Origin of the sequence: Rhizobium sp. NPDC090279 (genome assembly GCF_044769665.1) — a bacterium.
Classification (GTDB): Bacteria; Pseudomonadota; Alphaproteobacteria; order Rhizobiales; family Rhizobiaceae; genus Rhizobium.
Window position 1 is genome coordinate 46139 of record NZ_JBIVYI010000008.1, and the last position, 18455, is coordinate 64593.

The window sequence follows — 18455 nt, forward strand, 5'->3', positions numbered from 1 at the left end:
ATTGCCATCGACAGCTATACCATAGTAATGTAATAGCTTCTCGAAATCTCACGAGGAGCGTTGATTTGGACGCCAAGACCCTACCAGCAGCACGGCCTGAAGACGCCGGTTCCACTGAGCAAGCCGAAGCCAGCGGCGCGCGCCGTTCGCGCGTAAGCGGCATCGACCGCGCGCTGCAGGTGATCGACTATCTCTACGAAACCGGTGCGCCGGCCGGCGCCTATGCAATTGCCAAGGCGGTCAAGGCACCTCTTTCCACCGTCTATGTCATCATCGATGACCTGGTCGAAAAGAACATGCTCGGCCGCAATGCCGACGGTTCCGTCTGGCTCGGCGCGCGCCTTTATCACTACGGTCTCGCCTATGCCCGGTCGCTTGATTTCATGAGCGTCGCCACCCGCGAGATGCACGACCTTTGCCGGCAGGCGAGCGAGACGGTGCAAGTCTGCGGCCGCGACGGCGATTCCATGCTGGTGCTGGCGATGGCCGACGGTCCGAGCCATTTCCAGGTCGCCTCCCGTGTCGGAACCCGTGTGCCGCTCAACTGGACGGCGTCCGGCCGGCTGCTGGTCGGCAACCTGCCGGAAGACGAGAGGATCGAACTTTTCAAACGCTGTGCCCGCACCTCGCCCACCGGTCGGGCCGAGGTTGACGCCCGCGTGCTTTCGGATTCCGCGGGCAAAGCCTTTGAGGAGCGCCTGTCGGTTCAGGTGGCGGAGTCCGATTATGCCGTTGCTTGCATCGCCTCGCCGGTTGTCGATCGTGATGGCCAATGTGTCGCGACCATTTCGATCGTGCTGCCGGAGCAGAAAGTCGTTTCCGACGGCAACCACTATGGAGAGCAGGTGCGCGCCGCTGCCGAGCGGATCGAAAAGCTGATGGGTTGGCGCAGCCACTGAGCTCATCTCCCTAGTCGTTGAGCGCGACGATCGCTTCGATCTCGACCGTGATGTTGCCGGGTAGCGAGCCGAAGCCGACGGCGGAGCGGGCATGTTGGCCCGCCTCGCCGAAGACTTCGATGAAGAGGTCGGAGCAGCCGTTGATGACACTTGGATGATCCTCGAAATGCGGCACGGCATTGACCATGCCGAGCAATTTCACCACCCGCTTCACCCGGGAGAGATCGCCGAGCGCGCCATGCATGACGGCAAGCAGGTTGATGCCCGTCAGCCGCGCGTGCTGATAGGCCCGGTCGACGCCGACGTCACCACCGACCTTGCCGGAGTGGAGATGGCCATCCAGCTCCCGCGGTCCCTGGCCCGAAAGATAGAGCACATTGCCCTCGCGGACATGGGTCACGAAATTGGCGATCGGCGGCGGCGGCGGCGGGAGCTCAATCCCGAGCGCAGCCAGTCGCTGGTAAGGTGTTTGCGCTGCTGAAGCGGCTTTTGTGGGGGACGTGTTCACGTATGCTCCTGCCATGCGATATCAAAGTTTTGATTAGCGCCACGAGTAACCGTGGCTGTGGCGGACGAGTTTGCGGGCGCGCGGAATGTAGCGGCTTGCGGTGATCGCCTCAGCGCCGATCACCGCGTAACGCGGTTCGAACAGCTTCTGCAGGCGCGAGACGTCGCCGTTGGAATCGGTCGCTTCGAGATCGGCGTCCACCAGATCGAAGATGGTGAAGTCGGCGCGCTCGCCGACCGACAGCCGGCTTTCCATCGAAAGCTTGATGACGGAAGCCGGTGCATGGGTGACGGCGTCCACCACCTTGTCGAACGGCATCCCGACCGACAGCAGCTTGGACATGGTGGTCGCGAGATCCCAGACCGGGAAATTCATCGAATGTCCGTGCAGGTCAGTCGAGATCGAATAGGGCAGCAGGCCGCGCCTGATCGCCGCTTCGGCGACCTTGAAGGAGAAGGATGCGCCTCCATGGCCGATATCGAGGCGGATGCCTTCGCCAGCGCAGCGCTCGGCGAGATTGTAGAGGTCCTCGTCCTCCATGATGCTCGAACCGGCCTTGCCGTTGAAGCAGTGGGTGACGACATCGCCAGGTCCAAGGATCTCGAGCACTTCGTCGTAGAGCGCCGGCGGCTCACCGACATGCACCATCATTGGCACTTTGAGAATCTTGGCGATCTTCTTGCCGAGCTTGACGGGCGTTACCCCCCAGGAGCCGGTGATCACGTGGCTGGCGCGCACCTTGATGCCAACGATGTGCTCGCTGTTTTGCGCGTAGCATTCGAGGATGCGGTCGAGGTCGATATCCTTGATATCCCGCAGTTCGGGGACGCGATTGCAGGCGACGAGGCCGATCGAGCCGAGATTGAGGAACGCCTTGATGCGCTCCCTGGACGGCTCGATGATATACTCGCGAAACCCATGAAAATTCGCTTCGCCGGCTGAACCCGCGTCGACCAGCGTCGTGACGCCGCGCTCGGCGCCGCATTCGGACGGACGGATCGAGATATCCGTGCCGCCATGCCAGATATGGACGTGGAGGTCGACCCAGCCGGGAGAAAGCCATGCGCCCTTGCCGTCGACGCGTTCGACGTCACCCGGCGCGGCGAGCTGCGTGCCGAAGGCGGCGATCTTGCCGTCGGCGCCGATGAGGATGTCTATGGCGCCGGCGGGCGCATCGCCGCCGAACGCCATGGGTTTCACATTGGTGAGGAGGAGCGGCTTGCCCGCTTTTTCACCGGTCATTTACAGGTCCTTTCGAAGTCTAGGGTCGAGCATGTCCCGCAGCCCGTCGCCGACCATCTGCAGCGAAAGCACGGAGAGGATGATGGCAAAGCCCGGGAAATAGGTCATCCAGTCGGCCTGACCGATATATTGGCGGCCGGCGGCGATCATGGTTCCCCAGGTCGGGATTTCGGGGCTGACGCCGAGGCCGAGGAAAGACAGCCCTGCTTCGGCGAGCATGGCACTGGCAAAGAGAAACGAGCCCTGCACCAGGATGGGCGACAGGAGGTTTCTGAGCACGTGCCGCGTGATGATGTGGAACGTCGAAATGCCGAGAGCCTTGGCTGCCTCCACGTAAGGGAGTTCGCGAATGACCAGAGTCGATGCCCTGACGACGCGCGCAAGCCGCGGCGAATAGACGATCGACAGCGCGACGATGACCGTCGTCAGTGACGGGCCGAGCGCTGCGACAAGCGCGATGGCAAGCAGGATATCGGGAAACGCCATCATGGCGTCGATCAGCCGGGCAATCGGCGTGTCGAGCCTCTGGAAGAAGCCGGCGAGCAGGCCGAGGGTGACACCGATCACCGCCGAAAGCGCCACGACGGCCACGCCGACAAGCAGCGACAGCCGTCCCGCATAAATGGTGCGGGAAAAGACATCGCGGCCGAATTCGTCGGTGCCGAACCAGTAGACCCCGCTCGGCGGCTTCAGTCGGTTGACGATCGAGAGTTTCGAGGGCGAGTAGGGCGCTATCCACGGTGCAAGGACGGCAAGCAGCACGAAGATCGTCAGCACGATGAGGCCAACGGCAACGGTCTTGCGCTTCAGCAGCCGGCGAAGGAACTTGCTTCGCTCGCTGGGCGCCTGTTTGGGTGTATCGGTTGCGATATCGGCCATCAGTAGCGCACCCTCGGATCAACCAGCAGGTAGAGCATGTCGATCACAAAATTGATGAGAACGTAGAGGCCGGCGATGACGAGCAGCGCGCCCTGGATCACTGGATAATCGCGACGCAGCACCGCCGAGACGACGAGGCTTCCGACACCCGGCAGTCCGAAGACCGTCTCGGTGACGACAGCGCCTGATATCAGCACGGCGGCTGTCAGCCCGAGCACGGTGAGAATTGGAATGAGCGCGTTCTTCAACGCATGTTTGAGGATGACGCGCCGTTCGATGAGCCCTTTTGCGCGGGCGGTACGGATATAGTCGTCTCCGAGCACGTCGAGCATCGATGCGCGGGTGAAGCGCAGGATCAGCGCCGACGAGACGAGACCGAGTGCTACGGCCGGCAGCGTCAGATGATACATGCGATCAAGGAAGCTTGCGCCCGGTCCGCCATAGCCGGAAACCGGAAACATCCCCAGGCGCACTGCGAAGATCTGCATCAGGATGAGGCCGAGCCAGAAGCTTGGGATACTCGCCGCGAGCATGCCGATCGCCATCGAAGCCTGATCGACCAGCGATCCGCGCCGATAGGCGGCATAGATGCCGATCGGCAGCGCGATGATGCCGGCGATGAGAAGCGAGAACAGCGTCAGGAAAAAGGTCGGCTCGGCGCGATCGAGAAGTGCGGAGGAGACCGGGATGTTGAGGAAGATCGACTGGCCGAGATCGCCCTTCAGCAACTGGCCGACATAGAACACGTACTGGACGAGGATGGATTGATCCAGGCCAAGCCGGGTGCGCAGCTCGGCAATATCCTGCGCGGTCGCGTCCGGGCCGAGCATGACGGCGGCCGGATCGCCGGGGGTCACACGCACAATCACGAAGACGATCGTGACGACGAGAAACATCACGACGATCATGCCTGCAAGACGTTGAAGAATGTAGCGTATCATTGGGTCGGTTCCTAGATTGGTTCCGCTCTTCTTCGAATCGCGGAACCAATCTATCTCTTTGTTCTCTCGCAATTCAGGACGGAAAACCGCTGGACGCTTTTCCTGGAATTGCTCTAGGTCCGCAAACGGACAGGGTCGGGAACGGGCGCCGGCCGTGACCGGCGCCCGAGCGCCTTGGGAGGCTTATTTCTTGATCGATGCGTTCCAGAAGTAGGGCCATGGCGCCGGGTCGACGCCCTGAAGCTTGGTGGAGACCGCCGCGACGGCGTTGAAATCGCCGATCTTCATCATGGGAGCTTCGTCATACATCGCCTTTTGAACGTTCGCCCAAAGCGCGATGCGTTTCTTCGGATCGACCTCCGTGTTGAACGCGTCGATTGCGGCCTTGCTCGTCGGCGTGTTCCACCAGCCGGGAGAGCTTGGCGACAGCGTACCGATCAAGGCCGGTTCCGGCAGGAAGGGGCTGTGGGTGATATAGATGTCCCACAATGCCTTGTCGGTGCGACGCTGGGTGAGGGTTGCCCAGTCGACCACCTGAAGATCGACCTGGAAGCCCGCAAGCTTCAGATACTCCGCAGCGACCTGCGCCATCTTGTAATGGAACTCGTACTGTCGGCTGGTCAGGATGCGGATCGGTTCGCCCTTGTAGCCTGCCGCCTTGGCGGCAGCGGCAGCACCTTCCGGATCGGCGACGTTGTAATTGCCCTTGACGCCGGCATCCGTGCTCCAGGTGTAGGGGGCAGGGTAGATGTTGCCATCAAGCGTGTAGAAATTCGTGCTGCCGAAGGCTGCCGCCAGCATGTCCTCCATGCTGAGTGCCTGACGGATCGCCTTGCGGATCGCGACGTTCTTGGCGATGCCGTCGGCGGTATTGAAGACGAAGACCGGATAGCCGAACGGCTTCAGGAGCAGCGGCTGGGTCGCCGAGGCGGATTTCAGCTTGTCGAAGGATTCGACCGGAAGACTGTCGATATAGTCGTACTGGCCGGAAATGGCCGCCTCGACGCGGGTATTGGCGTCCGGAACCGGAACGAAGCGGATTTCATCGAGATACTGATGGCGAGCGCCGCCGTAGCCGTTGCTTTCGCCGTCGCGCGGCTTGTAGCCGTCGAAACGGACGAGCTGGATATATTGGTCGGGCTTGCGCTCCTTCAGCTTATAGGGACCGGTGCCGATGAAATCGGTCATCGTGTCTGCCTGCTTGCTGGCCGGAATGATGATGGCGGCGGAGTTGTTGAACGCAAGCAGCGAGGTGAGGGGCGCGTAGGGCTGCTTCAGCTTGATGACGACAGTTGCCGGATCTTGGGCCGCGATCGATTCGATGAAGCCGCCAGCCTGCTTGCCGCGCGATGCCAGCTTGATCCAGCGGTTGAGCGAGGCGACCACATCGTTGGAGGTCATGACGCTGTCATCGTGGAACTTGATGCCGGTCCTGAGCTTGATCGTGTAGGTTTTGCCGTCGGCGCTGATCTCGGGCAGGCTTTCGGCAAGCAGAGGCGTGACGTTCCAGCTCTTGTCGAAGGTGTAGAGCGTCTCGAAAATATGCTGCGTGACGATGCCGACGAGGTCGGCGGTGGAGGTCATCGGATCGAGCGTCGGCGGCTCGCCGATCGTGGCGACGTTGATGACGCCACCTTTTTCCTGGGCCGTCAACAAGGAAGGGGCTGCAAGCAGGGCAGCCGCAATCAGGAATCCGACTCTGAACTTCATCGAGTTTCTCCCACTTATGTTCCACAATTATGTTATATACAATTTTATAACAGAATACAGAACGCATTGGGGCTGTCAATGGTAGCGAGAACAACGATGCGCCGGCGCGAATGCCGATAGGTTCCATCTTGCCGAAACGCTTCGGCCGGAGCAGATTGCAGCGATAGAGGAGATAGTGCATGGCGCCTTACGATGCTTCCGGCTCAAACGTGAACGGTATCGAGCCTCGCTGGACGTCCAGCGCAAAGAGTGGAGTTGGAACGGCACTTTCGCCGGCCTGCCGCATCTGGTTCACGCTCAGTCACGGCATCCTGAACGAAGTCTACTTTCCCCGCGTCGACAGCGCCTGTACCCGCGACATCGGATTGATCGTCACAGGTCCCAACGGTTATTTTTCGGATGAAAAGCGCGATACCAAGAGCGTCGTCACGACGGTCGAAGATGGCGTTCCCGCCTACCGGTTGATCAATACGGCGCTGGATGGCCGTTACCGGATCGTCAAGCGCATCATCGTCGATCCGATGCGCAGCAGCTTGCTTCAGCAGATATCATTCGAGCCGCTTGAGGGATCGATCCACGATTATCGTCTCTACTTGCTTGCCGCTCCGCATCTGGTCAACGCCGGTTACGGCAATACCGGCTGGGTAGGAGACTACAAGGGCACGCCGATGCTTTTTGCCACGGGCACGGACGGCGTCTCGCTCGCGCTTGCCGTCAGCGGCGGCTGGCGGACGGCATCGGCGGGCTATGTCGGGGTTTCCGACGGCTGGCAGCAGCTGCGCAAGGCGGCTCAATTGGACCCGGCCCTCGCGCGTGCCGCCGATGGCAACGTCGCATTGTCAGGCGAGATCGATCTGACCGGTGGCAACGACACCGTCGTCGTATCGCTTGGCTTCGGAAGTCACGCGAAAGAAGCCGGCTACAATGCTCTCGCCAGTTTGCAGGCCGGCTACGACAATGCGGAGCGCAGCTACGTCTCCGACTGGCGGACATGGCAAGACGGCTTGCTGGCCCTCGACGAACCGAGAGCGCCACCGCCCGAGCTCAATCGCTATCGCATATCGACAGCCGTCCTGGCAACGCACAGGCCGCTGTCCTTCGAGGGGCCGGCTGTTGCCTCGCTGTCCATTCCATGGGGCTTTGCCAAGGGAGATGAGGACCTCGGGGGATATCATCTGGTATGGCCGCGCGATCTGGTGGAGACCGCCGGCGGCTTTCTGGCCGCAGGCGCTTCGCAAGACGCGCTGCGCATTCTTGCCTATCTGCGCGTCATCCAGGAAGAGGATGGGCATTGGCCGCAGAATTGCTGGCTGGACGGTGAGCCCTACTGGACCGGGATACAGATGGATGAGTGCGCTTTTCCGATCCTGCTCGTCGACGCGCTGCGCCGTGAAGGGGCGTTAACCGGCGATCTGCTTTTGTCCTACGTGCCGATGGTCGAACGGGCAGCGGGCTACGTCGTCATCAACGGCCCCGTCACCGGTGAAGACCGTTGGGAGGAGGACGGCGGCTTTTCTCCCTTCACATTGGCGGTCGAGATCGCCGCGCTGCTTGCGGCGGCCGACATTTTGGAGATTGCCGGTCACAGTCACAATGCGGATTACCTGCGGCAGACGGCGGATGCTTGGAATGACCAGATCGAGCGCTGGACCTATGTCAGCGGTAATGCCGACCGCTCCGACCTCGGGGTTAAGGGCTATTACGTCCGCATTGCTCCGCCGGACATAGCCGATGGATCATCGCCTGCCGATGGTTTCGTACCGATCAAGAACAGGCCGCCTGCCGAATCGTTGTTGCCGACCGCGCGCGTCGTCAGTCCCGATGCCCTGGCACTTGTGCGGTTCGGATTGCGTGCCGCCGACGATCCCCGCATCCTCGATACCGTTAGGGTCATCGACGCACAGCTCAAATGCGAGCTGCCGCAAGGGCCGCTGTGGTATCGTTACACGGGCGACGGTTATGGCGAGCACGAAGACGGCGGCCCGTTCGACGGCACTGGCATCGGACGCCCATGGCCGTTGCTCGCCGGCGAACGCGCCCATTATGAGCTGGCGGCCGGTCGGCCGGAAGTGGCTTTGGAGTTGCTGAAGACACTCGAACAGTCCGCAGGTGAAGGCGGGTTGTTGCCTGAACAGGTGTGGGACCAGCCCGATATCCCGGAGATGGGTCTTGTTTTGGGCAAACCTTCCGGCAGCGCCATGCCGCTCGTCTGGGCTCATGCAGAACATATCAAGCTCCTGCGCTCGCTGAGTGACGGGACCGTTTTCGACATGCCGCCGCAGGGTGTCGAGCGCTATGTGAAAAACAAGGTTACGGCACCCTTCGTGCTATGGCGCTTCAACAACAAGCTGTCGCAGCTTTCGGTCGGCAAGCGCCTGAGGATCGAGGTCATGACGCGGGCCGCCATTCGCTGGAGTCTCGACGGCTGGGCCAGCGTCAACGATACCGAAACGCGCCAGAACGGCTTCGGCATCCATCTTGCCGAGCTCTCATGCGAACACCTGGCCAAAGGTGCGATGATCGCCTTCACATTTTACTGGCCTGACACCGACCATTGGGAGGGAGAGGATTTCTCTGTCGCGGTCGTTGAAGCGGCACGGAACGATTGATGCCCGTCATGGATAGAAAGTGTTGACGAAGATGAGCCAGGTAAAAGAAAGCCGCAAGGCGAAGGTGGAATCAAAGGAAAGTGCAGCTCCGGTTGCGGCGAAGGATCGCGTCGTGCTGGCAATCGACCTGGGCGGTTCGCATGTAAAGATGCGTCTCAGCTCCGGCGGTGATCGCCGCGCGGCGGTGTCCGGCCCGACGATGTCGGCGAAGGAAATGGTCAAGGCCGTCAAGGACCTCACTCAGGACTGGCAATACGACGTTGTCGGCATGGGATATCCGGGCCCGGTTCGAGATAACAAGCCGGCCGTCGAACCGCACAATCTCGGCCCCGGCTGGCAGGACTTCGATTTTTCCGCGGCCTTCGGCAAGCCAGTCAAGCTTGTCAACGACGCCGTGATGCAGGCGATCGGCAATTACAAGACCGGCAATATGCTGTTTCTCGGCCTCGGCACGGGATTGGGGTCGGCGATGATCGTCAATCACGTCTGCCTGCCCATGGAGCTCGCCCACCTGCCCTACAAGAAGCGCGGCACTTTCGAAGACTTTATCGGCGAACGCGGCCTTGAAAAATACGGCAAGAAAAAATGGCGCGAGTCGGTCGAGGAGATTGTCGAGAGATTGCGGTCGGCGTTGCTGCCGCATGACATTGTCATTGGCGGCGGCAATGCCGAAAAGCTCAAGGAGCTGCCTCCCGGCTGCCGCATTGGCGAGAACGAAAATGCCTTTCTCGGCGGATTTCGGCTATGGAAGGATACAACGCTGAGCTTTTAGCTCGCTTGCATCTTCGCTGTGGGGGCTGCGACCGTCACATCGACGGCGCTGGTATCGTCAAAGCTTTTGGTCCCGAATGGTCACGACCCCGAACGGATTGAATTTATATTCATCTTCGTCATAGCGGCGGTCGTCGGACAGGGTGGTGTGACGATCCGCCACCACCGCGTCGACGCCCTGTCGCGTCATTTGATCGCCGATCTCGTCAATCAAGGCGGCGATTGCGAGCTGCTCGGTATTGGTCGACGGTTGCTGATCGTCTTTGCGGATGAAGGTGATGAGCACATCGGGCAATCCGACCAGATGATTCCCCACGCTTGCCATGCCCTCGGCATCGTCGCCGATGGGTCGGCGGGCAAAGGCGAGACGGCAGGTTTTGGCAAGCGCCAGCAGATCACGGGAAGCTGCTGCGCTGCGCGCCTGTTCAAAGAGCTCCTTCCATCGCGATACTCCGTGCGCCACGCCAGCGGTCTCGCCTTTTGCGGCGATCGCACCGTGATCGAGCATATACTGGACGAACATCAGGGCTTTAGCCGATGTCGTAACGGCTGTTTCGGCCTCCATGGGTGGGCCGAGCACGTAAAGAACAGATCCATGGGTGGCGACGGCATCCTCGTCGGCCTCCTGATAGGCATCTGGGTCCACGCGGTCCCAGCAAATATTGAATGAACGAACCATGCGGTCGTCCGGCTCATTCCGCGAACCATCCTCATCGACGGTAAAACCATCGCCGAACCGGGCGATGGCAGCACGGGCGCTCTGCAAGAGCGCCGCAAGACCGTTTTCATCACCGAGAAAGCAGAGGATATGACGCGGCTTGTAACTGGACCGGGACGCCGCAAATGCCGGCGACTTGCCCGAAGCTCGACCGGAAGATGGCCTAGCCAGGATGAGGCCGCCCAGGAATGCAAGAACGCCGCGCCGCATCGAATTCATTCCGGTGTCCCCATGGTTTAAATCGATAGAGTTCACGGCACTGATAACGACAGAGCAACGCGCGCTATATCGCATCGGTTTTGTTTTCGCTGCAACCCGATTTTATTGCCGTCTCGTCATCGGTGCTCTTCCAGCTCGATAGCCGGCTCATGTATCGTATTTCAACGAGGCTTTCTCGCGGTGAACAATGTCGGCAAACAGCCGTAGTGCGCCACTTGGCTGTTCATCTCGATGCACGAGATAAAGCGGCGCCATGAGGTTGGCGCGAGGATCGAGCTTCAGATAGGCGACACCGTTTGTCTCCAACCGGGCCATCGATTCTGGGATGATGGAAATTCCGAGTCCCGCGGCAACGAGGCTGAGTTTCGACAGCAACCGCGGGGCTTCATGCCGTATTCTCGGGCTGAAACCTGCGGCAAGGCAAGCGGCTATGATGCTATCATACAGGCCAGGGCCTGACGGCCGCCGGTAAAGTATAAAGGCTTCGTTTGCGAGTTCTGACAGTTGAACGGGCCGGGGCTTCTCGCCCTTTGCCACTGCAAGCGGGTGACGATCGGGAAGCGCGACCAGCATCTCTTCGTCGAGAATTCGGGAAATGACAAGACCGCTTGACTGCGGAACGGGCGAGCGCACAAGCGCCACATCGAGAAGACCGGAATGCAGCTCCGCGATGAGATCGGGCGTGCTGGCTTCCTCAAGCTTGAGCGCAATATCGGGTGATGTCTCACCGAGCGAGCGGACGGCCGAGGTGACTAGCGGGTGAAATGCGGCGGAACTGGTAAAGCCGATGGCAAGACTTCCCTCTTCGCCGCGGATATTGCGTCTGGTCGCGTCGATTGCAAGATCGACGTCGTGAAGGATAGTCCTCGCTTTCTCCACGAAGGTCCGCCCTGCATCCGTCAGCTCTACACCTCTCGGTAGACGCTTGAACAGTGAGGCGCCGACGATGGCTTCCAGCTTGGCGATCTGCTGGCTGAGCGGTGGCTGCTGGATGCCGAGCCTTTGGGCGGCGCGGGTCATATGACCCTCATCAGCGACAGTTACCGCATAGCGAAGATGACGAAGCTCGATCATGGCATATCTCAAATGTATGAATGATGTTCAATCCATATATTGGACGCATGGTCAGGAAAAGTCTACCTTGCGCGTTGTTAGACATGAATCATACGGACCAAGATATGGACGCCATCTCTCATTCCAGCGTCGTTCAGCGTGAACGGCCAACCGTCGCCGAGCTCTTCTTCGGATTCTTCAAACTCGGCCTCATCGGTTTTGGTGGGGTTCTGCCGCTCGCGCGCCGCATGGTGGTCGAGGACCGACAGTGGCTGACCGGGGAGGAATTCACCGAACTGCTCGGGCTTTGTCAGTTCCTGCCCGGCGGCAACATCATCAACATGTCGGTTGCGATCGGCTCGAAGTTCCAAGGCGTGGCGGGCGCGCTCTCAGCTCTTCTCGGCCTGATTGTCGCGCCGACGGCGATCGTGATCGGCCTCGGCGTCATTTACGATCAGTTCAACAGCGATCCGCGCGTCCAGCACATGTTCGCAGGCCTCGCCGCGGCCGCGGCGGGCCTGCTGATCTCGATGGCCGTCAAGATCGTCCTGCCGTTGCGCCGCAGGCCTGTCGCCCTGGTCATTATAGCCATTTGTTTTGCCGCCATCGCTATAGTTGGGCTACCCCTGCTGCCGACGATGCTGGTTCTGGCACCCCTCAGCATTATCGCCACCTGGAAGTTTGAAGCATGACCTCGACCTTGTTTGCGCTCGCAATTATCTTTACGCAGCTCTCGCTGCTGGCCTTCGGCGGCGGCTATTCCATTCTCCCGGAAATGCACCGGCAGGTCGTTGACGTGCAGCGCTGGATGACGGCGCAGGAATTTGGTGCGCTGTTTGCATTGGCGCAGGCGGCTCCCGGCCCGAACCTGATGGTCGTGCCCCTGGTGGGGTGGCATGTCGCCGGATGGGCGGGTGTATTGGTGACTTCGGTGGCAAAGTTCGGGCCGTCCTCGATCCTCACCTATCTGGTGCTGCATCTCTGGAATCGCTTCAAGGACAGGCCGTGGCGGAGGATCGTGCAGGCTGGGCTGGTGCCGATGACCGCCGGGCTCGTCACCGCCAGCGCGGTTGTCATCACTCAGGCATCGGCACAGGGGTGGATCTTGGCGGCGATAGTAGCCGTCGCCGCACTTGTTCTCTCGACGACGCGCGTCCATCCACTCATCGTTCTCGGCATTGGCGCATTGATCGGCTTGAGCGGCGTTGGTCAGGTGTGAGCAGGGAACCAGCCAGTGCCGGCAAATGCGGTACTGAGGCGGAACGCTGATTGCGGAGATGCGGATCGATACCCTATCGGGAGCGCTATTCGTGGCTTTCGGCCGAGGTTCTCTTGGTCGTTCGAAGGCAGGGAAACGTTCCGGCCCGTTCAACGCGCATCGTATGACCCTAGCTTTTGTCATGCATTTGCACTACATTTCTGTCACATGACGGAGGTTTCAATGGCTTCAAATGCTCTTGTTCAGACGCGCATCGATGCGGATGTGAAGGAACGGGCAACCGCTGTTCTGGAAAGCATGGGTCTAACGGTTTCCGATGCGGTTCGTATTCTTCTGACGCGAACGGCGAATGAGGGTGCGCTCCCTTTGGAGTTGGTCAGCAATAGTGCGGCCCAGGATGCTTGGTTCAGAAGCAAGGTCGTGGAAGCGCTCCAGGATGTCCGTGCGGATGCCGAGGATGATGCTGTGGAGGCCCATTTTCGGGAACGTCGCGCGGCAGCTCTTCGAGCAGCCGGCAGCCAATGAGGCTCGTCTGGGCCAGTACGCCCCCGACGACTGTTCGCAGATATTCAACTACATCGAGGCGGAAAACCCTAAGGCCGCCGTTTATGTCGACGAGTCGATCGAACGCGCTGTCAGGCGCTTGCGCGACTTTCCCGAAAGTGGTCGCCCCGGCCGTATCGCCGGCACGCGCGAGCTAGTCATAGCGCGAACACCTTATATCGCAGCCTGCATCGTCCTGCCCGATCGGATCAGGGTTTTGCGTGTTCTACACGGCGCGCAGGTTTGGCCTGACGAAATAGTCGGCGACAATGGATAGTTGAATATTGGGCGCTGATCCGAGACGGGTATTGATCTGAAATTCGAGAGCTCCGCCGGCGGGCGACGCCTATTGGTTGTTCAATGTGTGCGTATAGCACCTTCCGCTTGAAAATCCTCCGTTCTCCGGAGTTTCAGCCTCGAAATACAGCTGTTGATATCGGTGATAGTCGCAACGACCGCTGCTTTTGGAAACCAAAATGCAAACAATCCATGCCATCCTTTCGCCGGGAAAGATTGCCGGTCATAAGGCCGGTGACGGTCTTTTTGATCAGCTGGCGAGGGCCTCGAGTGTCTTGTGATGGAAATGCAATACTCGATCCGCAAGCAATCGGCTCCCGCGAGTTCATGCATTTGCGGGAATTGTTCGATCGATCGTTCAAGGCCGCTCGCATAGGTGTGTGGGAATGCAGTTTGCCCGACCAGACGCTCAGCTGGACGGATATGGTCTATGAGCTCTTTGATCTTGCTCCGCAAACGCCGCTGACGAGGGATGAAATCCTCAAACTCTACACGCCGGAGACGCGAAGACGTCTCGATGAAGCGCGGCAAAAGGCAATTCGTACCGGCGAAGGCTTCAGCCTGGACGCACAGATCATTACCGCAAGCGGCAATTGCCGATGGATCAGAATAACCGCCTGCGTCGAGTTTGCGAACGGGACCGCGACAAGAATTTTCGGGATGAAACAGGATATCACCGCCGAAAAGATGATGGTCGAGCAGCTTCGCCAATTGGCCGAGCATGACATTCTGACCGGACTGACGTCTCGCACCAGATTTGAGACGTTTTTCAACGAAATATGCACAGCCGGAGGCCGCACGGACAAAGCACTCCTCCTGGTCGATCTCGACGGCTTCAAGTCCGTCAATGATACTCTTGGACATCTGGCGGGAGATGACTGCCTCAAAGCGGCAGGGCGCAGACTTTCGCGGGCAGTCCCCAAAGCCAAAATGGTGGCCCGAATCGGCGGCGACGAGTTCGCCGTTATCCATGAATGCCTCTCGACCGAGCATCTTGCGAAAATTGCCGATCGCGTCGTCAAGGGATTGAACTGGACCGTCTCCACGCCGGCAAAGAGCATCCGCATTGCAACCTCCGTCGGCGCCGCCATAATCGTACCCGGCCATTCGTCGAAGGACATATTTGCGAAAGCGGATCGCGGCTTGTACGAGGCCAAGTCGTCCGGGAAGAACAGCTTCCGGATCGCGCCACCCGTATGGTCGGCATACGAGGCCGCCCTTTAGGCCGCGCCTGACAATAGCTGTCCGCGGCAGCGCTCATTTAGCCCGAACGCGTCAGGGAAAAATATTTCTCGATAGAGTACATAGATATTATGTGATTACTTTCCGAATGCCGTTGCCATCCATAGCTTACTCACCGGTCCCATTCGTCCGGAGCTGGTATGACAAGGCATATTCGATTCAACGCATTCGACATGAACTGCGTCGCGCATCAATCCCCCGGTCTGTGGAAACATCCACGCGATAAGTCGTGGAAATACAAAGATCTGGATTACTGGCAGGATCTGGCGCGGACGCTGGAGCGCGGCATTTTCGACGGCATATTCATCGCCGACGTCATTGGTTACTACGATGTCTACAAGGGTTCGAACTATCACGCGATCGAGCAGGCCGCGCAGATACCCGTCAACGACCCGATCCAGCTCGCGGCGCCGATCGCGCTTGCGACCGAGCATCTCGGCATAGGAATTACCGCCTCCACCTCATTCGAGCATCCCTACACGTTTGCTCGCCGGCTTGCGACCGCCGATCACCACACCAAGGGCCGCATCGGCTGGAATATCGTGACCTCCTATCTCGAGAGCGGCGCGAAGAACGTCGGTCAGGGCGGTTTGAAGACCCATGACAATCGCTATGAGGTCGCCTCCGAATATGTGGAGGTTCTCTACAAGCTTTTCGAAGGGAGCTGGGAAGAGGGCGCCGTGCTGCGCGATGCCGAGCGGGGTATTTTCACCGATCCCGCCAAGGTCCATGAAATTGGCCACAAGGGCAAATATTTCGAGGTTCCGGGCTACCATCTCTGCGAGCCGTCACCGCAGCGAACCCCGGTGCTCTATCAGGCAGGCGCATCGGGACCAGGCAAGGCCTTCGCCGCCGGCCATGCCGAATGCGTCTTCGTGGCAGCTCCGACCAAGACCCTGCTGCGCGCCTATGTTGCCGATATCAGGCAGAGGGCTGCGGCTGCCGGCCGCGATCCAAGAAAAGTGCTGATCTATAATCTGACGACGCTGATCATCGCGGAGACCGACGCGAAGGCGCAGCAGCTGTTCGAGGAGTATCAGAGCTACGCCTCTTACGACGGCTCACTCGTCTTCATGTCCGGCTGGAGCGGCATCGACTTTGGCCAATATGCGCCGACGGACGAGTTGAAGAAAGTCGAGACCAATGCCATCGTCTCGATGATCGAGCATTTCGGCGGCAAGGACCGTGTCTGGACAGTCGAGGAGCTCGCCAAATGGGGCGGGATTGGCGGAACCGGCCCGGTATTCGTCGGATCGCCGTCGACCGTCGCCGATATCCTGCAGGAATGGGTCGGAGAGACTGACGTCGACGGCTTCAACCTCGCTTATGCCGTGACGCCAGACAGCTTTGAGGCGGCGGTCGATCTGCTCGTTCCCGAACTGCAGAAGCGCGGCGCATATCCGACCGCCTATCGCCCGGGCACCCTGCGCGAAAAGCTGTTCGGCGAAGGACCCTATCTCCCGGCAACCCACCCGGCCAATGCCTACCGCGATATCGAGGCCGTCAAACGCCGGGATGCGGAACTTGCCGCACCATTGCGCAAGTCGGCTGGCGTCTAGGCTTTGGATCGACGACGGATTGGTCGATCATCTGTGACCGCCAAATCTTGAGGCTTGCTCAGAAACGTTCCATCTCGCGGCCGACCTTCGCCAAAAACTCCTTGCGGGAAGTCTCTGTCGAGCGGTTCATATCGTAATGCGCGAGGAAGACGACCGGTGCGAAAGGCTTGATCTGGGCGCGCAGCACGCGTTTGACGATCTTCTTCGGAGGATTTCCGGCAATAAAGGCGCGGAATGGGTCGGCGCCATAGGTCAGCACGGCGCCGAGCTTGCGGATATGCTGCAGCTTTGAGCGCACCTTGCCATCGACGAGTTCGAAGGAGACGCCCGGAAGCCAGACGCGGTCGAAATAACCCTTGAGGATGGCCGGAAAGCCGAAATTCCAGACCGGGGTGACGATCACCAGGGCCTCGGCGCGCTCCAGCCGTTCGACATAGGATTTCAGCGCCTCGGTATTTTCGGGATAATCATGGTAGATCAGGCGATCATGGCGTGACAGAACCGGGTCGAAACCCTCAGCGTAAAGATTGCAGTCGTCGACCTCGTGTCCCCCGCGTTTCAGGCTTGCGAGGGTTTGCCGGTGCAGCGCTGCGCCATAGCTCTCCTCGACGGGATGGGAATGAAGGACGAGAACCTTCATGAGGCCTCCATCAGATCCGCAAGGCCGGGGAAGAGATAGTTCTTGCCGGATTTGAAATCGAAGTTCGGATCGTCCCAGGCGATCATCTTGCCGGGATTGAGCAGGCCCTTCGGATCGGTTTCCTTCTTGAAGGCGAGCTGGACGGCATCCGTCTGCTTCATGCCGCCTTCCTCCAGCGTGTAGCGATGCGGATTGAAGATCGGGCAGCCGTGATCCTGGTGAATCCTAATGATCTCCTCCAGCCGGGCCTCAGAGGTGTAGCGCACCAGCGGCAGGCCGGCACACTGGATCTGCCCGTCGAAACGGATGAATTCGAGATGGCCGGGCACCTCGTCGCCGAAGATCTCCACCATCTTCTGCACCTTGGCGACATGATCAGGACCCGGATACTGCACCTGCAGATAGGTGATGCTGGGATCGACCTTGATGGCGCGCAGCGTCGTGTGGTTCCAGGCGAGCTCATAGGCATGCGGGATGCCCTTCATGCTTTCCACCTTATCGGAGCGGAAGGTGATCTCGCCCTTCTGTTGGCCTGCGAAAGCGATGAAGGGGGCCATGGAATGCGGCGCGATCATCAGCGCCACGATCGACTGACCCTCACGGATATAGGGCTTGTGGCGGGTAAAATACTCGTGTGGGATGGGAGCTGCGATCGGCGCGATCTCCTTGACCAGAATGCCGTTGCATTTGGCGAGCGCATCGGAGAAGCGCACGGCGTCCATGAAATCGTCGTAGCCGACCAGCACGTCGACCCAATCATAGGCCGGCGCCAAAGGCATTTCGATCTCGGTGATGATGCCGTTGGTGCCGTAGGCATGGCTGACCTTGGTCAGATCCCAGCCGGTGAGGTCGAGAACACGCGGCTCGGCTTCCATGGTGACGACGCGCAGGCGCAGGATATTGCCGAGATCGCGCAGGCCTCCCCAGGTGATCGACCCGACGCCGCCGGAGCCGCCGGCGATGAAACCGCCGATCGTCGCTGTCTGCGCTGTCGAGGGGTGGAACCGCAGTTCCTGGCCCGAATGGGTCTTGGTCTGGCGGTCGAGCTCGGCGATGACGATGCCGGGTTCGCAGATGACGCGGCCGGGATGGATCTCCTTGACCTTGTTCATGGCGGCGAGGTTGAGCACGATGCCGCCGGAGAGCGGCATGGCCTGGCCATAATTGCCGGTGCCGGCACCGCGCGGCGTGACGGGTACGTCATGCGCATAGGCGACCTTCAATATGCGGATCACCTCCTCCTCGGTCTTCGGCGTGATGACGAGATCGGCGGTGACGTTGTCGAGCTGGGCTTTCAGGATCGGTGAATACCAGTAGAAGTCCCGGCTCTTCTGGCGCACGAGCGCCGGATTGTCTTCGATGGCGATGCCTTCGAGTTCTTTCTTGATGCGCTGATAATCCGGCAT

The 18455-nt window shown here is 60.1% G+C and carries 17 protein-coding genes and 1 pseudogene; 9 read left to right on the forward strand and 9 right to left on the reverse strand.

Features of this window, described 5'->3' with window-relative positions; genetic code table 11:
* Positions 1-65: 65 nt before the first annotated feature.
* Positions 66-899 (forward strand): IclR family transcriptional regulator, encoded by an 834-nt coding sequence (locus ACIQWP_RS20275; RefSeq protein ID WP_402791158.1) that lies wholly within the window; start codon positions 66-68, stop codon positions 897-899.
* Positions 900-909: 10 nt separating this feature from the next.
* Here ACIQWP_RS20275 and ACIQWP_RS20280 read toward each other — a convergent pair whose 3' ends face one another.
* The 5 genes from ACIQWP_RS20280 to ACIQWP_RS20300 all read right to left on the reverse strand — a co-directional run bounded on the left by ACIQWP_RS20280 (position 910) and on the right by ACIQWP_RS20300 (position 6179).
* Positions 910-1422, reverse strand: coding sequence for a RidA family protein (locus tag ACIQWP_RS20280; RefSeq protein WP_402791161.1), 513 nt, complete (start codon positions 1420-1422; stop codon positions 910-912).
* Positions 1423-1440: 18 nt separating this feature from the next.
* Positions 1441-2649, reverse strand: coding sequence for an amidohydrolase/deacetylase family metallohydrolase (locus ACIQWP_RS20285; protein ID WP_402791163.1), 1209 nt, complete (start codon positions 2647-2649; stop codon positions 1441-1443).
* Positions 2650-3528, reverse strand: a complete 879-nt coding sequence (locus ACIQWP_RS20290; protein WP_402791166.1) for an ABC transporter permease — start codon at positions 3526-3528, stop codon at positions 2650-2652.
* A complete protein-coding gene (locus tag ACIQWP_RS20295) occupies positions 3528-4469 on the reverse strand; it encodes an ABC transporter permease (protein WP_402791169.1) in 942 nt (313 codons plus the stop codon). The genes ACIQWP_RS20290 and ACIQWP_RS20295 overlap by 1 nt, the downstream gene beginning before the upstream one ends.
* Before the next feature lie 183 nt (positions 4470-4652).
* Complete coding sequence (locus tag ACIQWP_RS20300) at positions 4653-6179, reverse strand: ABC transporter substrate-binding protein (protein WP_402791172.1); 1527 nt, start codon at positions 6177-6179, stop codon at positions 4653-4655.
* 179 nt (positions 6180-6358) lie between these two features.
* Here ACIQWP_RS20300 and ACIQWP_RS20305 point away from each other — a divergent pair, with 179 nt between their 5' ends.
* Both ACIQWP_RS20305 and ACIQWP_RS20310 read left to right on the forward strand, forming a co-directional pair.
* Positions 6359-8788, forward strand: a complete 2430-nt coding sequence (locus ACIQWP_RS20305) for a glucan 1,4-alpha-glucosidase (RefSeq protein ID WP_402791175.1) — start codon at positions 6359-6361, stop codon at positions 8786-8788.
* Positions 8789-8819: 31 nt separating this feature from the next.
* Entirely contained in the window at positions 8820-9560 is a 741-nt protein-coding gene (locus ACIQWP_RS20310; RefSeq protein WP_402791178.1) for an ROK family protein, read from the forward strand.
* Positions 9561-9617: 57 nt separating this feature from the next.
* Here the strand turns inward: ACIQWP_RS20310 and ACIQWP_RS20315 are convergent, their stop codons facing one another.
* Entirely contained in the window at positions 9618-10496 is an 879-nt protein-coding gene (locus tag ACIQWP_RS20315; protein WP_402792073.1) for a hypothetical protein, read from the reverse strand.
* Between the two features lie 147 nt (positions 10497-10643).
* A complete protein-coding gene (locus tag ACIQWP_RS20320; RefSeq protein WP_402791181.1) occupies positions 10644-11570 on the reverse strand; it encodes a LysR family transcriptional regulator in 927 nt (308 codons plus the stop codon).
* A gap of 104 nt (positions 11571-11674) precedes the next feature.
* On the opposite strand from ACIQWP_RS20320, the gene ACIQWP_RS20325 reads away from it, so the two are divergent.
* The 6 genes and pseudogenes from ACIQWP_RS20325 to ACIQWP_RS20350 all read left to right on the forward strand — a co-directional run bounded on the left by ACIQWP_RS20325 (position 11675) and on the right by ACIQWP_RS20350 (position 16409).
* Positions 11675-12241: a chromate transporter gene (locus tag ACIQWP_RS20325; protein ID WP_402791184.1), complete on the forward strand. Its 567-nt coding sequence runs from the start codon at positions 11675-11677 to the stop codon at positions 12239-12241.
* Entirely contained in the window at positions 12238-12768 is a 531-nt protein-coding gene (locus tag ACIQWP_RS20330) for a chromate transporter (protein ID WP_402791188.1), read from the forward strand. The genes ACIQWP_RS20325 and ACIQWP_RS20330 overlap by 4 nt, the downstream gene beginning before the upstream one ends.
* 222 nt (positions 12769-12990) lie before the next feature.
* Entirely contained in the window at positions 12991-13293 is a 303-nt protein-coding gene (locus ACIQWP_RS20335) for a type II toxin-antitoxin system RelB/DinJ family antitoxin (RefSeq protein ID WP_402791191.1), read from the forward strand.
* Positions 13290-13588: pseudogene (locus tag ACIQWP_RS20340) on the forward strand (type II toxin-antitoxin system RelE/ParE family toxin). Before ACIQWP_RS20335 ends, ACIQWP_RS20340 begins: the two are co-directional and overlap by 4 nt.
* A 107-nt stretch (positions 13589-13695) precedes the next feature.
* Positions 13696-14832, forward strand: coding sequence for a diguanylate cyclase (locus tag ACIQWP_RS20345; protein ID WP_402791194.1), 1137 nt, complete (start codon positions 13696-13698; stop codon positions 14830-14832).
* Between the two features lie 158 nt (positions 14833-14990).
* The gene (locus ACIQWP_RS20350) at positions 14991-16409 is read left to right on the forward strand and encodes an LLM class flavin-dependent oxidoreductase (RefSeq protein ID WP_402791197.1); all 1419 of its coding nucleotides are present in this window, start codon (positions 14991-14993) and stop codon (positions 16407-16409) included.
* Positions 16410-16467: 58 nt separating this feature from the next.
* Here the strand turns inward: ACIQWP_RS20350 and ACIQWP_RS20355 are convergent, their stop codons facing one another.
* Positions 16468-17049 (reverse strand): NAD(P)H-dependent oxidoreductase, encoded by a 582-nt coding sequence (locus tag ACIQWP_RS20355; protein WP_402791200.1) that lies wholly within the window; start codon positions 17047-17049, stop codon positions 16468-16470.
* Positions 17046-18455 carry an FAD-binding oxidoreductase gene (locus ACIQWP_RS20360; RefSeq protein ID WP_402791203.1) on the reverse strand — a complete coding sequence of 470 codons (1410 nt, stop codon included), beginning with the start codon at positions 18453-18455 and terminating at the stop codon, positions 17046-17048. The genes ACIQWP_RS20355 and ACIQWP_RS20360 overlap by 4 nt, the downstream gene beginning before the upstream one ends.